This is a genomic window from Hydrogenophaga taeniospiralis, from assembly GCF_020510445.1.
In the GTDB taxonomy this organism is placed as follows: domain Bacteria; phylum Pseudomonadota; class Gammaproteobacteria; order Burkholderiales; family Burkholderiaceae_C; genus Hydrogenophaga.
The window spans coordinates 3,098,533-3,110,920 of record NZ_JAHBAG010000001.1 but is presented as its reverse complement, the minus strand read 5'-3'; the positions used below and the strand labels follow the sequence as shown (position 1 = coordinate 3,110,920).

Annotated in this window: 12 protein-coding genes; all 12 read right to left on the bottom strand. The window is 72.3% G+C overall.

From position 1 onward, the window contains the following. Positions 1-102 precede the first annotated feature (102 nt). The 12 genes from cobT to KIH07_RS14840 are packed head-to-tail and all read right to left on the bottom strand — an operon-like array spanning position 103 to position 12,358. Positions 103-1,170, bottom strand: a complete 1,068-nt coding sequence (gene cobT, locus KIH07_RS14895; RefSeq protein WP_226492717.1) for a nicotinate-nucleotide--dimethylbenzimidazole phosphoribosyltransferase — start codon at positions 1,168-1,170, stop codon at positions 103-105. Between the two features lie 16 nt (positions 1,171-1,186). Next, a complete protein-coding gene (locus KIH07_RS14890) occupies positions 1,187-2,779 on the bottom strand; it encodes a cobyric acid synthase (RefSeq protein WP_226492716.1) in 1,593 nt (530 codons plus the stop codon). Beyond that, positions 2,776-3,765: an aminotransferase class I/II-fold pyridoxal phosphate-dependent enzyme gene (locus KIH07_RS14885; protein ID WP_226492715.1), complete on the bottom strand. Its 990-nt coding sequence runs from the start codon at positions 3,763-3,765 to the stop codon at positions 2,776-2,778. The genes KIH07_RS14890 and KIH07_RS14885 overlap by 4 nt, the downstream gene beginning before the upstream one ends. Next, on the bottom strand, positions 3,762-4,748 hold the full coding sequence (cbiB, locus tag KIH07_RS14880) for an adenosylcobinamide-phosphate synthase CbiB (RefSeq protein WP_226492714.1): 987 nt from the start codon (positions 4,746-4,748) through the stop codon (positions 3,762-3,764). Before cbiB ends, KIH07_RS14885 begins: the two co-directional genes overlap by 4 nt. A gap of 4 nt (positions 4,749-4,752) precedes the next feature. Continuing rightward, entirely contained in the window at positions 4,753-6,018 is a 1,266-nt protein-coding gene (gene bioF / locus KIH07_RS14875; protein WP_226492713.1) for an 8-amino-7-oxononanoate synthase, read from the bottom strand. Positions 6,019-6,029: 11 nt separating this feature from the next. After that, the gene (gene bioD, locus KIH07_RS14870; RefSeq protein ID WP_226492712.1) at positions 6,030-6,710 is read right to left on the bottom strand and encodes a dethiobiotin synthase; all 681 of its coding nucleotides are present in this window, start codon (positions 6,708-6,710) and stop codon (positions 6,030-6,032) included. Beyond that, positions 6,700-8,079, bottom strand: coding sequence for an adenosylmethionine--8-amino-7-oxononanoate transaminase (bioA, locus tag KIH07_RS14865; protein WP_264181846.1), 1,380 nt, complete (start codon positions 8,077-8,079; stop codon positions 6,700-6,702). The genes bioD and bioA overlap by 11 nt, the downstream gene beginning before the upstream one ends. A 5-nt stretch (positions 8,080-8,084) precedes the next feature. Continuing rightward, the gene (gene bioB, locus KIH07_RS14860; RefSeq protein ID WP_226492710.1) at positions 8,085-9,128 is read right to left on the bottom strand and encodes a biotin synthase BioB; all 1,044 of its coding nucleotides are present in this window, start codon (positions 9,126-9,128) and stop codon (positions 8,085-8,087) included. 33 nt (positions 9,129-9,161) lie between these two features. Beyond that, complete coding sequence (gene bluB / locus KIH07_RS14855) at positions 9,162-9,851, bottom strand: 5,6-dimethylbenzimidazole synthase (RefSeq protein ID WP_226492709.1); 690 nt, start codon at positions 9,849-9,851, stop codon at positions 9,162-9,164. 7 nt (positions 9,852-9,858) lie between these two features. Next, positions 9,859-10,524: a cob(I)yrinic acid a,c-diamide adenosyltransferase gene (gene cobO / locus KIH07_RS14850; RefSeq protein ID WP_226492708.1), complete on the bottom strand. Its 666-nt coding sequence runs from the start codon at positions 10,522-10,524 to the stop codon at positions 9,859-9,861. A gap of 15 nt (positions 10,525-10,539) precedes the next feature. Continuing rightward, positions 10,540-11,328, bottom strand: a complete 789-nt coding sequence (locus KIH07_RS14845; RefSeq protein WP_226492707.1) for an ABC transporter ATP-binding protein — start codon at positions 11,326-11,328, stop codon at positions 10,540-10,542. Between the two features lie 28 nt (positions 11,329-11,356). Then, complete coding sequence (locus KIH07_RS14840) at positions 11,357-12,358, bottom strand: FecCD family ABC transporter permease (protein ID WP_413465805.1); 1,002 nt, start codon at positions 12,356-12,358, stop codon at positions 11,357-11,359. Between the last annotated feature and the right edge of the window lie 30 nt (positions 12,359-12,388).

Sequence of the window (12,388 nt, the reverse complement as noted above, 5' to 3'; positions counted from 1 at the left end):
TGCACGTCTTCCCCCAGGGGGGGCGCAGTCTGCAGCCCGGCTGAGCCGGTTCCACGGTCGCTCTTGGTGGGGGGGCCTTGCTCCACGGCGTTCCTCTGTGTCTCAGGCGGCGGGTGCGGTGTCGGCCGGGGCTTCGTCCTGCCGCGACACACCGGCCGACTCGAAGCTCGCCATCTCGCACAGGACGGCGCAGGCGCTTTGCAGCAGCGGCCAGGCCATGGCGGCGCCCGAGCCTTCGCCCAGGCGCAGGCCCAGATCGAGCAGCGGCTCGGCGCGCAGGTGCGAGAGCATGAGCGCGTGGCCCCGTTCGCCCGAGCGATGCGCGAACACGCAGCGCTGCAGCACGTTGGGCTGCACATGGCTGGCCACGAGCACGGCGGCGCTGGCGATGAAGCCGTCCACCACGATCACACGGCGCTCGCTGGCCGCCTGCAACACGGCGCCCACCATGGTGGCGATCTCGAAGCCGCCGAACGCGGCCAGCGCGGCCAGCGGGTCCTTGGCATCGGGGTGGCGCTCCAGCACCTGGCGCAGGATGCCGATCTTGCGCTGCACGGCCTCGGCGTCCAGGCCGGTGCCGGCACCGGTGCAGTCGGCCACGGCCAGGCCGGCCAGGCGCGCCAGCAGCATCGAGGCGGCCGAGGTGTTGCCGATGCCCATCTCGCCCAGCAGCAGCGCGTTGCCCGGCAGATCGCGCACCAGCGCCGCGCCGTTGGCCAGGGCGGTCTGGCACTGATCGGCGCTCATGGCCGGGCCTTCGAGCGCGTCGGCGGTGCCCGGTGCGACCTTGCAGTTCACCAGCCCGGGCCGCGGCGCGAAGTCGTGCCGCACGCCGCAGTCCACCACCGTGAGGCCGATGCCGTGTTGCCGCGCGAGCACGCTCACCGCGGCACCGCCGGCCAGGAAGTTTTCCACCATCTGCCAGGTCACGTCGCTCGGGTAGGCCGAGACGCCGCGCGCGGCCAGGCCGTGGTCGCCGGCGAACACCACGAGTTGCGGCGCTTTCAGCTCAGGCGTTTCGCTGCCCAGGATCAGGCCGATGCGCTGGGCCAGGGCCTCGATGCGGCCGAGCGAGCCCAGCGGCTTGGTTTTGTTGTCCAGCTTGTGCTGCAGGCGCTCGGCGAGCGCGGTTTGCGCGATGTCGGCGATGGCGGGTGGTGTGTAGGACATGGCAGGCTCCAGGGGTTCAGGGTTGGATGAGTTGGTCGAGCACGCCGGGCTCGAAATGGGATTCCATGAAATCGGCCAGGCCGTCGAACACGGTCTCCAGCGTGGGCGCGGTGGCCCCAAACAGCGCGTGCAGCACGCGCGGGTCTTCGAACAGGCCGTGCAGGTACACGCCGAGCACGTTGCCAGCGGCGTTCTGCCAGCCCAGGCCGGGCAACACCTCGCGCGCCACGTCGCCCTTGGCGGCCATGGCCGGGTGTTGGGTGGTCTGCCCGTGGTGGATTTCGTAGCCCGCCGCGGTCACGCCCGAGAGCGGGGCCCAGGGGCCGGTGAGCGCGCCAAACCGGGACTCGGTGTGGCGCACGGTTTTTTGCAGGTCAAAGCGCGTCACCAGCGGCAGCAGGCCCAGGCCGGGCGCGTTGCCGTCGATGCCATGCGGGTCGATCAGCGCCTCGCCCAACACCTGCAGCCCACCGCACACGCCCAGCACCGCCCCGCCCTGCGCGGCGTGCGCGGCCACGGCGCGGTCCAGCCCCTGCGCGCGCAGCCAGGCCAGATCGGCCGCCGTGGACTTGGAGCCCGGCAGCACGATCCAGTCGGCGCCCACACAATCGGCCGGCGTGCGCGCCCAGACCAGGCGCAGGCCGGGCACGTTCTTCAGCGGCTGGAACTCGTCGAGGTTGCTGATGCGCGGCCAGGCGATCACGGCAATCGTTTTCCGCACCGCGCCGCAAGCGAGGGTGCGGTCATCGAAAACGCCGTCCTCTTCGGGCAGGCCGTGTTGCCACCACATCGGCAGCGTGGCAACCACCGGCACGCCGGTCAGGTCCTGCAGCATCCGCGGCGCGGGCGCGAGCAGCGCGGCGTCGCCACGGAACTTGTTGAGCACAAAGCCGCGGATCAGCGCCTGCTCGTCGGCCGGCAGCAGCGCCCAGGTGCCGTAAAGGTGGGCGAAGGCCCCACCGCGGTCGATGTCGGTCACCAGCAGGCAGCGCGCCTGCGCGTGCAGCGCCACCCGCATGTTGACGATGTCGCTGCCGTGCAGGTTGATCTCGGCCGGCGAGCCCGCACCCTCAATCACCACCACGTCGTTCTCGGCACGCAGCGCATCCAGCGCGGCGGCGATCTGGGGCCAGACGTGCAGACTGCGACCGCGCCACGGCATCTCCGACAGCGCCTGGCTCACCTGCCCCATCAGCACCACCTGGCTGTGCGTATCGGCCTCGGGCTTGAGCAGCAGCGGGTTCATGCGCACGTCGGGCTCGGCGTTGGCAGCGAGCGACTGGAAGTACTGCGCAGAACCGATTTCGGCCCCCACGCTCCACCGCTCACGCGGGTCGCTGCCCCCCGAGGGGGCTGTTTCACCTTGGGGCGGCCCGGCGGTGAACGCTTCCGCCCCCACGCTCCACCGCCCACGCGGATCGCTGCCCTCCGTGGGGGCTGTTTCAGCTTGGGGCCCCAGCACCACCCGAGCGTTGTTGCTCATGTTCTGCGCCTTGAACGGGACAACTTTCAGCCCCTGGCGCGCGTAGTGGCGGCACAGCGCCGTGGTCAGCCAGCTCTTGCCCGCGCCGCTGGTGGTGCCGAGCACCATCACGCAGACGGCGGTCATGCGGACACCTCCACGCAGCGCAGCGTGGCGCGCTGCAAGGCATCGCGCAGGGCCGCCTGCGCGGCGGGCGACCGCACACCCAGGCGCCAGTGGTCGGGCAGGCCGAGCGAGGTCGTGTCGCGCAACTTGATGCCCTGGGCACGCAGGGCCGGTGTATCCAGGGCTACGGGTGCGCGGGCGCAGAAGTAGTTGGCCTCGCTGGGCAGGCAGGTCCAGCCCAGCCCGGCCAACAGGGCCATCTGCTGCGCTTTCCAGTCACGCAGGCTCACCAGGCTCTCGGTCAGCCATTGTTGTGTATCGGCCCGCACCCACGCCCGCAGCATCGCCACGCCATGCGCGCCCAGCGGCCAGGACGGCGCCAGCCGCTCCAGCGCGCGCGCCAGCTCCTGGCTCTGCACCGGCGCGATGGCGTAGGCGCCGCGCACCCCCGTGAGGCCGAGCGCCTTGTTGGGCGTCCAGAGCTGCCAGAGGCGGTCCAGCGCCTCGGCACCCAGGCTGCTGCGGCCGGACAGGCGCAGCGGCTCGTAGGCGCGGTCGATCACGATCACACCGCCCTGCTGCGCCACGGCGCTCGCCATGGCTTCGGCGCTGCCCAGCGGGCTCGACGGTTCGCACAGCCACAGCAGGTCGACCTGCGCGGGATCGTTCACCCGCTGCAGACCCCAGGCCTGCGCGGCATGCGCGTAGTCGCCGTAAGCGAGCGCAGGCCACCAGGCGCGCTGCCCGCCCGCGCGGGCCACACTGGCGCTGATGCGGGCGATGAACTCACTGGCGCTGGCCGCGATCACGATGCGTTCGACCGCGACGCCGTGGAACCCGGCCAGCGCCTCGCGCAACGCCGTGTGCTGCGGGTCGGGGTAATGCGCCGCGTCGGCCTGCCGCACCGCGGCCAGCGCCATGGGGCTTGGCCCGCAGGCGTTGGCGTTGGTGGAAAAGTCCCAGCGGGGCACGCCCATCGCGTCGGGGCCGCCGTGTGGATGTGTCATCGGAACAGGCTCCAGAAACCCGCCGCTGCCCACGCCGCGGCCAACAGGGCACAAGTGAACACCACACGGCCCGCCAGCCGCAAGGCCTGCGCGGTGTCGGCCGGCAGTGCGCCGCGCCCTTGGGGATGCAAGGTGTAGACACCGGGTTTGCCCAGGCGCACGTCCAGCGCCAGCGCCATGGCGGCCATGGGCCAGCCGCTGTTGGGTGAGGGCGTCAGGCCCGCCTGCGCCGGCAACTGCCGCAGCGTGCCCGCCGCACCCAGCAGACCCAGCAGACCCAGCAATGCGGCCGTGATGCGCGCGGGCAGCCAAGACAACACATCGTCGGCCCGCGCCGCCCACTTGCCGGCCCAGCTCCAGTCGCGGCCCTGGCGCTCGCCGCGGTAGCCCCACATAGCATCGGCCGTGTTGGCGAAGCGGTACAGCGCCGCGCCGGGCAGGCCGGCCACGGCAAACCAGAACAGCGGTGCCACGACCGAGTCGTTGAGGTTTTCCGCCAGGGTCTCGATGGCACTTTCGCGCACCTCGCGCTCGCAGAGCGGCGCCACGTCGCGGCTGACCAGCCAGGCCAGGCGCGCGCGCCCCGCCTCGGTGGACTCGCCCAGCGCCGTCTCCACCGCGCGCACCTCGTCGCGCAGCATGCGCCAGGCCAGCATCGGCTTGAGCAACACCCCCAGCAGCAACGCCTGCAACCACAGCGGCCCTCCGCTCACGGCCCGGGTCGCCGCGAAAGCGATCACCACCACCAGCAGCGCCCCAAAGGCCCAAGCCAGCGCGCCCGCCACGAACGGCCTCGCCGCACCGGCCGCCGGCCCGCCCATCACCGGTGCGATGCGCCGACCCAGCGCCCCGAGGTAGTGGCCCATCCACACCACCGGGTGCCAGCGGGGTGGTGGCTCGCCCCAGCAGCGGTCGATGAACAGCGCCACCCCGATGGCGAAGGCCATCACGGTCCAGGTCGGCAGCGCTGCCAGCTCGGCCATGGGCTCAAGCCTCCAACGCAGCCACGGCCACGCGGTGCTGGCCCGCCTCTTCGGCGCGGCCCGCGCTCAAACCGGCCGCAGCGGCCCGCAGCGCGCCCAGCAGGGCGTCCACGTCCTCGGCCTGGTGCGCGGCCGACAGCGCGATGCGCAGCCGCGCGGTGCCCGCCGGCACCGTGGGCGGGCGGATCGCGGGCACCCAGATGCCCTGCTCGCGCAGCGCGGCCATCACGGTCAGCGCGGCTTCGTTGTCACCGATCACCAGGGGCTGGATCGCGGTGTGCGAGGGCATCAGGGTCCAGCCGGCGGCGTCCACCGCCACGTTGGCGCCGGGCGCGAGGCCTTCGCGCAGTTGGGCAATCAGCGCGGCCAGGTGCTGCCGCCGGCGCTCGCCGTCGGCGCCGAGCACACAGCGCAGGCCGGCGCGCACGGCCTCGGCCAGCAAGGCCGGCGCGGCGGTGGCGTAGGTGTAGCTGCGGGTCTTCTGCAGCAACCACTCCACTAGGGGCTCGGGTCCGGCGACAAACGCCCCCGCCACGCCCAGCGCCTTGCCCAGCGTGGCCATGTAGAGCACACGCGGCGAGGCACCCGCGCCGGTGAGGCCGGCGGCGGCCAGTGCGCCCCTCCCCTGCGGCCCCAGCACGCCGAAGCCGTGCGCGTCGTCCAGCAGCAGCAAGGCGTCGTGCCGCTCGCACAGCGCGTGAAGGCCAGTGATGTCGGCCACGTCGCCGTCCATGCTGAACACCGCGTCGCTGATCACCAGCTTGCGGCGCGCCGGGCTGGCGGCCAGCAAGGCGGCGAGCCGGGCCAGGTCGCCATGGGGGTAGCGGTGCACCGTGGCCTTGGACAGGCGCGCGCCGTCGATCAGGCAGGCGTGGTTCAGCGCGTCGGAAAACAGCGCATCGCCCTCGCCCACCAAGGCCGGCACGGTGCTGGCGTTGGTGGCGTAGCCGGCGTAGAAATACAGCGCGCGCGGCAGGCCCACGGCCTCGGCCAGCTCGCGCTCCAGCGCCGCGTTGGCCACGCTGTGACCGCTCACCATGGGCGAGGCACCGGAACCCACGCCGTAGCGGTCCACCGCAGCGTGCACCGCCTGTCGCAACAGCGGGTCTTGCGCGAGGCCCAGGTAGTCGTTGCTGCAGAAGGCCAGCAGCGACACGCCGTCCACGTTGAGGCGGGCGCCCTGCTCGGGCACCACGGCTCGGCGCACGCGGCGCAGCGCCTGCGCGTCCAGCGCGGCCAGGCGGTCATCGAATTCGTTCAACCAGCTCATTTGCAGATCCTTCATCGCCAGGTGTCGGGCAGGTTCAGCACGATCTGGCGTGCGTCGGGGGTTTGTGGGTGCCAGGGCACGACGCCCAGCAGCGGCGCTGGCAGCCAGTGGCGCAGCGTGTCCATGTTTTCGTCGCGGCAAGCCATGCCGGGGTCGATCGCATTGGCCACCCAGCCGGCCAGGTGCAGGCCATCGGCGCGGATGGCCTCGGCCGTCAGCAGCGCGTGGTTCAGGCAACCCAGCCGCAGGCCCACCACCAGCACCACCGGCCGGGCCAGTGCCACTGCCAGGTCGGCCAGGGTCTCGTCTTCGTTCAGCGGCACGCGCCAGCCCCCCGAGCCCTCCACCAGCACCACGTCGGCCAGGCTCCGCAGCTTGCGGTGCGCGGCCACCAGCTCGGCCACGCCCACGCGCCGGCCCGCGCGCGCGGCCGCCAGGTGAGGCGACAGCGGCTCGGGCAGCGCCACAGGGCAGTCCAGTTCGGGCGGCACGGCCACGGTGGACGCGGCGCGCAACGCCAGCGCGTCTTCCGCCACCCACGCGCCGCCCTGTTGCACCAGACCCGCCGCCACCGGCTTCATGCCGACCACGCGGCGGTGCCGGCGCGCCAGCGTGTGCAGCAGCGCCGCGCTCACCAGCGTCTTGCCCACGCCGGTGTCGGTGCCGGTGACGAAGCAGCCGTCAAACGCCATCGGGCACCCCGCTCACCGGCGCCGGGCCGGTTTCTTCGGCCAGCGTGGCGTCGAGCGCGGCCAGCGCGCCCCGCGCCAGCAGCTCGCCCTCGGCCTCGTCGATCACATAGGGCGGCATGGCGTAGAGCGTGTGGCCGATGGGGCGCAGCAGCAGCCCCTGCGCCAGCGCGTGGCGGGCGTAGCGGCGGCCGAAGTCGGGCAGGCTGCTCGCCACGTCCCATGCGAAGACCATGCCCTTGCGTCGCGCGAAACGCACGCGGGGATGCGCCGTGAGAGGCGCGAACTGCGCGGCGAGCCGCTGGCTGGTGACCACGTTCTGGCGCAGGGCGTCGGTCTGGTCAAACAGATCCAGCGTGGCCAGCGCGGCGCGGCAGGCCAGCGGGTTGCCGGTGTAGCTGTGCGAATGCAGGAAACCGCGCGCCACCTCGTCGTCGTAGAAGGAGGCAAACACCGCGTCGGTGGTAAGCACCACCGACAGCGGCAGCGTGCCACCGGTGAGCCCTTTGGAGAGGCACAGGAAGTCGGGCCGGATGCCCGCCTGCTCGTGCGCAAACAGGGTGCCGGTGCGGCCAAAGCCGACCGCGATCTCGTCCAGCACCAGGTGCACCTGGTAGCGGTCGCAGAGCTCGCGCACGCGCCGCAGGTACACGGGGTCGTGCATGGCCATGCCGGCGGCGCACTGCACCAGCGGCTCGACGATCAGCGCTGCGGTTTCTTCGTGGTGTTCGGCCAGCCAATCGCCCAGCGCCGCGGACGCGCGCTCGGCCACGTCGGCGGGCGATTCGCCCGGTGCCGCGCCGCGGGCGTCGGGGCTGGGCACGGTGGCGGCCAGGCGCACCAGCGGCGCGTAGGCTTCGCGAAACAGCGCAATGTCGGTCACGGCCAGCGCGCCCACGGTCTCGCCGTGGTAACCCCCGGCCACGCCGACAAACCGGTTCTTGCGCGCGCGCCCGGCGTTGCGCCAATGGTGGGCGCTCATCTTCAGCGCGATCTCGGTGGCGCTGGCGCCGTCGCTGCCGTAGAAGGCGTGGCCCAGGCCGGTGAGCGCGGCCAGCCGCTCGGAGAGTTCAACCACCGGCGCGTGGGTGAAACCGGCCAGCATCACGTGGTCCAGCGTGTTGAGCTGGTCCACCAGCGCCGCGCGGATCGCGGGGTGGTTGTGGCCGAACAGGTTGACCCACCAGGAGCTGATCGCGTCCAGATAGCGCCGGCCTTCGTGGTCGTGCAGCCACACGCCTTCGGCCCGCGCCACCGGGATCAGTGGCAACGCCGCGCCATCGGGCGCGTGCAGCTTCATCTGGGTGCAGGGATGCCACACGGCGGCCAGGCTGCGCTGGCGCCAGGCGGCGTTGGTCGACACGCCGGTCATCGGCGTCAACCGCCGAAGGTGTGGCGGGTTTTCAGGCCCAGGCGCCTGAGCAGCTCGCGGTCGCGTTCCACGTCGGGGTTGCCGGTGGTCAGCAGCTTGTCGCCGTAGAAGATGGAATTGGCACCGGCCACGAAACACAGGGCCTGCACGGCATCGCTCATCTGCTGGCGCCCGGCCGACAGGCGCACCCGCGCGCGCGGCATGGTGATGCGCGCCACGGCGATGGTGCGCACGAATTCCAGCGGGTCCAGGTCGGGCTGGTCGGCCAGCGGCGTGCCCGCCACCTTCACCAGGTGGTTGATCGGCACCGACTCGGGATAGTCGGGCGAGAGGTTGGCGAGCTGGGCCACCAGCGCGGCGCGCTGCAGGCGCGACTCGCCCATGCCCACGATGCCGCCGCAGCACACCTTCACGCCCGCGCCGCGCACGCGCTCCAGCGTGTCCAGGCGGTCCTGGTAGTCGCGCGTGGTGATCACCTCGCCGTAGAAGTCGGGCGCGCTGTCCAGGTTGTGGTTGTAGTAATCCAGGCCGGCGTCGCGCAGGGTCTCGGCATGCCCCTCGGACAACATGCCCAGGGTGGCGCAGGCCTCCAGGCCCTCCTCTTTCACGGCGCGCACCAGCTCGGCCACGGCCTGCACATCGCGGTCTTTGGGCGCGCGCCAGGCGGCCCCCATGCAAAAGCGCGTGGCCCCGGCCTGCCGGGCGCGCTGGGCGGCCTCGCGCACCGCGTCCACGCCCATGAGCTTGCCGGCCTCAACGCCGGTGTCGAAATGCACCGACTGCGGGCAGTAGCCACAGTCTTCGGGGCAGCCGCCGGTCTTCACCGACAACAGCGTGGCCAGCTCCACCTCGGTCGGGTCGAAGTGCTCGCGGTGCACGGTCTGCGCGCGGTACATGAGATCGGAGAACGGCAGGTCGAACAGCGCCTGGACCTCGTCCACCGCCCAGACCCGCCGGCCGGTGTCGACCGCGGGAGCCGGTGCTTTGCGCGGGGCATGGAAATGCAGGGGCTGCCCGGCGGCAGGAAGGGTGGTCGTGGTTGTGGTCATCGGTAGGTCTCCTAGGGTTCAAGCAACGGGGGGTCACCCCGCCACCGTTTCACGTTGGCCCAGGGGCTGGCCCCAGGCGTCTTCAAACAGCATATTGTCCAGCGCACTGCGCTGGGCCCAGCGCTGCTGCTGGAGCATCGGCTCCTCGTAAAAATGGTGCACCGGCCCGATGCACAGCAAGGCAACGGGCTCGGCCCCGGCGGGCATGCCCAGCAGCGAGGCCACGGCCACCGGGTCAAACATCGAAACCCAGCCCATGCCCAGCCCCTCGGCGCGTGCGGCGAGCCAGAGGTTCTGAATGGCGCAGGCGACCGAGGCCAGGTCCATCTGCGGCAGGGTCCTGCGGCCAAACACATGCCGCTCGCGGCCGTCGGCCAGCGCCACCACCCAGACTTCGGCCGCGTCCATCAGCCCCTCCACCTTGAGCCGCATGAACGCGTCTTCGCGCTGGCCCAGCGCATGCCCGGTCAGCACCCGTTCCTGCTCCACCAGCGCCTGCAGCGCGCGCCGCAACGCCGGCGACGCCACGCGCAGGAAGCGCCAGGGCTGCATGAACCCCACGCTGGGCGCGTGGTGCGCTGCGGTCAACAGGCGTTGCATCACCTCCGGAGCGACCGCCCCGCCCGCGAAGTGGCGCATGTCGCGCCGCTCGAAGATGGCGCGGTACACGGCATCGCGTTCGACCGGGGAGAAGGCCTGGCTGGGGGTGGGCGAATGGGGCATGGGGGCTTCAGTCCTCAATGCCGCGTTGCGCGGGAATGCCCGCCTTGAACGCGTGTTTCACCAGGGTCATCTCGGTCACGGTGTCGGCCAGCTCGATGATCTCGGGCGGGCAGCGCCGCCCGGTGATGACCACGTGCACGTCGCGTGGGCGCTCGCGCAGCGTCTGCAGCACATCGTCCAGCGGCAGCCAGCCGTAGATCAGCGGGTAGGTCAGCTCGTCGAGCGTGACCATGAAGTGTTCACCGCCGAGGATCGCCGCCTTCGCCTTCTGCCAGCCGTCGCGCGCGAGCTGGGCGGAGTGTTCGAGGTCCTGGCTTTTCCAGCTGAATCCATCGCCCAGCCCCTCGATCAGGGGCCCCCACGCTGCGCTGCCTTGCGGCTCGCTGCCCTCCGAGGGGGCGGGCCCGCCTTGGAAGCGGCCCGGCGGCGGCCCGACCTCCGCCAGCCACTCGAAGACCCGGTGCTCACCGAAGCGCGCGCTGGGCACTTTCATGAACTGGAAAATCTTCACCCGCTTGCCGTGCACGTGCGTGCGGCCCAGCGCGCGCATGGCCAGGCCAAAGGCGGCCGTGCTCTTGCCCTTGCCGTCGCCGGTGTGCACGATCACGAGGCCTCGGCGCTCGCCCTCGGGCTTCTCGTAGCGCTTCTCGGTGGGTGGGGTTTCGATCTGCATGGGGTTCCTTGGGGTCTATGGGGGCAGCGCGACGAAGCGCGTGCCCAGGGGATGGATGGCGATGCGGTGGTCGAACACGGCTTCGATCGCGCGGTGCGCCGCAGGCTCGGCACAGGGCCCGGTGTGGCGCACCTGGCCTTGCTGCATCACCACGATGTCGTCGGCCAGCAGCGCCAGCGTGATCTCGTGCAGCACGCTCACCACCGTACGGCCCTGGCCCACCAGCTCGCGCACCAGCGCGATCCAGTCGGCCTGGTGCGGCGGGTCGAGGTTGGCCAGCGGCTCGTCCATCAGCATCACACCGGCCTCGACCGCCAGCAGTCGCGCCAGCAACACGCGCTGGCGTTCGCCGCCCGAGAGCGAGCCCAGCGGCCGCGCGCGCCATTCCCAGGCCTGGGTCTGACGCAGCGCGCGCTCCACCGCCGCGTGGTCGGCGTCGCTCGGCGGGGCCAGCCAGGCCTGGTGCGGCAGGCGCCCGAGCAGCGCCACGTCGTGCACGGTGAGGTCGTCGGCGCTGGCCTCGCCCGCGCCGCTCTGCGCCAGCCAGGCCAGGGCACGGGCCCGTTCGCGCGGCGCCATGCCGGGTATGGACTCGCCGTGCAGCAGGACCTCGCCACCGTGCGGCAACACACCGGCCAGCGCGCGCAGCAGGGTCGACTTGCCCGCGCCGTTGGGGCCGACGATGCTGGTCCAGCGGCCCGCCGCGAGCGACACATCGATGCCGTGCAGCACCAGCCGGTGCGCGGCGCCGTGGCCCAGGCTGGCGCTCAGGTTCAGCGCCTGCAGTGCGGTGGCTTGTTCCATACAGATGTCCATCGGGTCTTCCTTTGCCCTACCCCACCCGCCGGCGCATCAGCCAGAGCAGGTAGCCGCCGCCCAGCACGGCGGTGAGCACGCCCACCGGCAGCTCCTGCGGCGCCATCAGGCCACGCGCCAGGGTGTCGGCCAGCATCAGCAGCACGCCGCCCATGAGGCTGGCGAGCAGCACCAGCCAGGCGTGGGTGGTCTTGACCACGGCGCGCACCAGGTGCGGCGCGGCCAGGCCCACGAAGGCGATCAAGCCGGTCTGCGCCACGGCCGTGCCGGTGGCCAGCGCGAGCACCCCCACCAGCGCGGCGCGCAGCGGCACCAGCGGCAGGCCCAGGCTGAGCGCCGTGGCCTCGCCCAGCGCCAGGCCGTCGAGCACGCGCGACAGGCCCCAGGCCAGCAGCAGGCACACGAAGCCGATGCCGCCCATGAGCAGGCAAGACGCCCAGCCCACGAAACCGGTGGAGCCCAGCATGAAGGCCTGCATGGCCTGCAGGATTTCGGGCACGCTGAGCGTGACCAACGAGGTGATGGCGCCCAGCACCACCCCCACCACCACCCCCGCGAGCAGCAGGCGCAGCGTGTGCTGCACACCGCGCGCCAGCGCCAGCGTGAGCAGCACCGCGAGCACCGCGCCCACGAAGGCCGCGCCGGTCAGGCCCAGGCGCACCACCCACTGCGTGGCGAACGGCGAGACACCCAGGCCCGCCAGCGCGAGCGCCACGCCCAACGAAGCGCCCGAGGCACTGCCGAGCAGAAACGGATCGGCCAGCGGGTTGCGAAACAGCCCCTGCGCCACCGCGCCGGCCAGGCCCAGCAGGGCCCCGGCCGCGAAGGCACCCACGGTGCGCGGCGCGCGGATGTCCCAGACGATCTGCGCGGCCACCGGGTCCGCGAGCATGGTCCACACCGCTTCCAGACCGGTGCTGCCCACCCCCAGGCCCAGCACTCCGAGCACCCCGCCCAGCAACACCAGCCCCACGGCCAGGCTCAGCGCGCGGGTGACGGGACGGGGCATGGGGGCCATGGCGGCGGGGTGTGCGGCGGCGTTGTTGCC

Coding starts and splice junctions, on each gene's coding strand:
- cobT (WP_226492717.1), bottom strand. CDS start 1,170: ATGTCCTACACACCACCCGCCATCGCCGACATCGCGCAAACCGCGCTC.
- KIH07_RS14890 (WP_226492716.1), bottom strand. CDS start 2,779: ATGACCGCCGTCTGCGTGATGGTGCTCGGCACCACCAGCGGCGCGGGC.
- KIH07_RS14885 (WP_226492715.1), bottom strand. CDS start 3,765: ATGACACATCCACACGGCGGCCCCGACGCGATGGGCGTGCCCCGCTGG.
- cbiB (WP_226492714.1), bottom strand. CDS start 4,748: ATGGCCGAGCTGGCAGCGCTGCCGACCTGGACCGTGATGGCCTTCGCC.
- bioF (WP_226492713.1), bottom strand. CDS start 6,018: ATGAGCTGGTTGAACGAATTCGATGACCGCCTGGCCGCGCTGGACGCG.
- bioD (WP_226492712.1), bottom strand. CDS start 6,710: ATGGCGTTTGACGGCTGCTTCGTCACCGGCACCGACACCGGCGTGGGC.
- bioA (WP_264181846.1), bottom strand. CDS start 8,079: ATGACCGGCGTGTCGACCAACGCCGCCTGGCGCCAGCGCAGCCTGGCC.
- bioB (WP_226492710.1), bottom strand. CDS start 9,128: ATGACCACAACCACGACCACCCTTCCTGCCGCCGGGCAGCCCCTGCAT.
- bluB (WP_226492709.1), bottom strand. CDS start 9,851: ATGCCCCATTCGCCCACCCCCAGCCAGGCCTTCTCCCCGGTCGAACGC.
- cobO (WP_226492708.1), bottom strand. CDS start 10,524: ATGCAGATCGAAACCCCACCCACCGAGAAGCGCTACGAGAAGCCCGAG.
- KIH07_RS14845 (WP_226492707.1), bottom strand. CDS start 11,328: ATGGAACAAGCCACCGCACTGCAGGCGCTGAACCTGAGCGCCAGCCTG.
- KIH07_RS14840 (WP_413465805.1), bottom strand. CDS start 12,358: ATGGCCCCCATGCCCCGTCCCGTCACCCGCGCGCTGAGCCTGGCCGTG.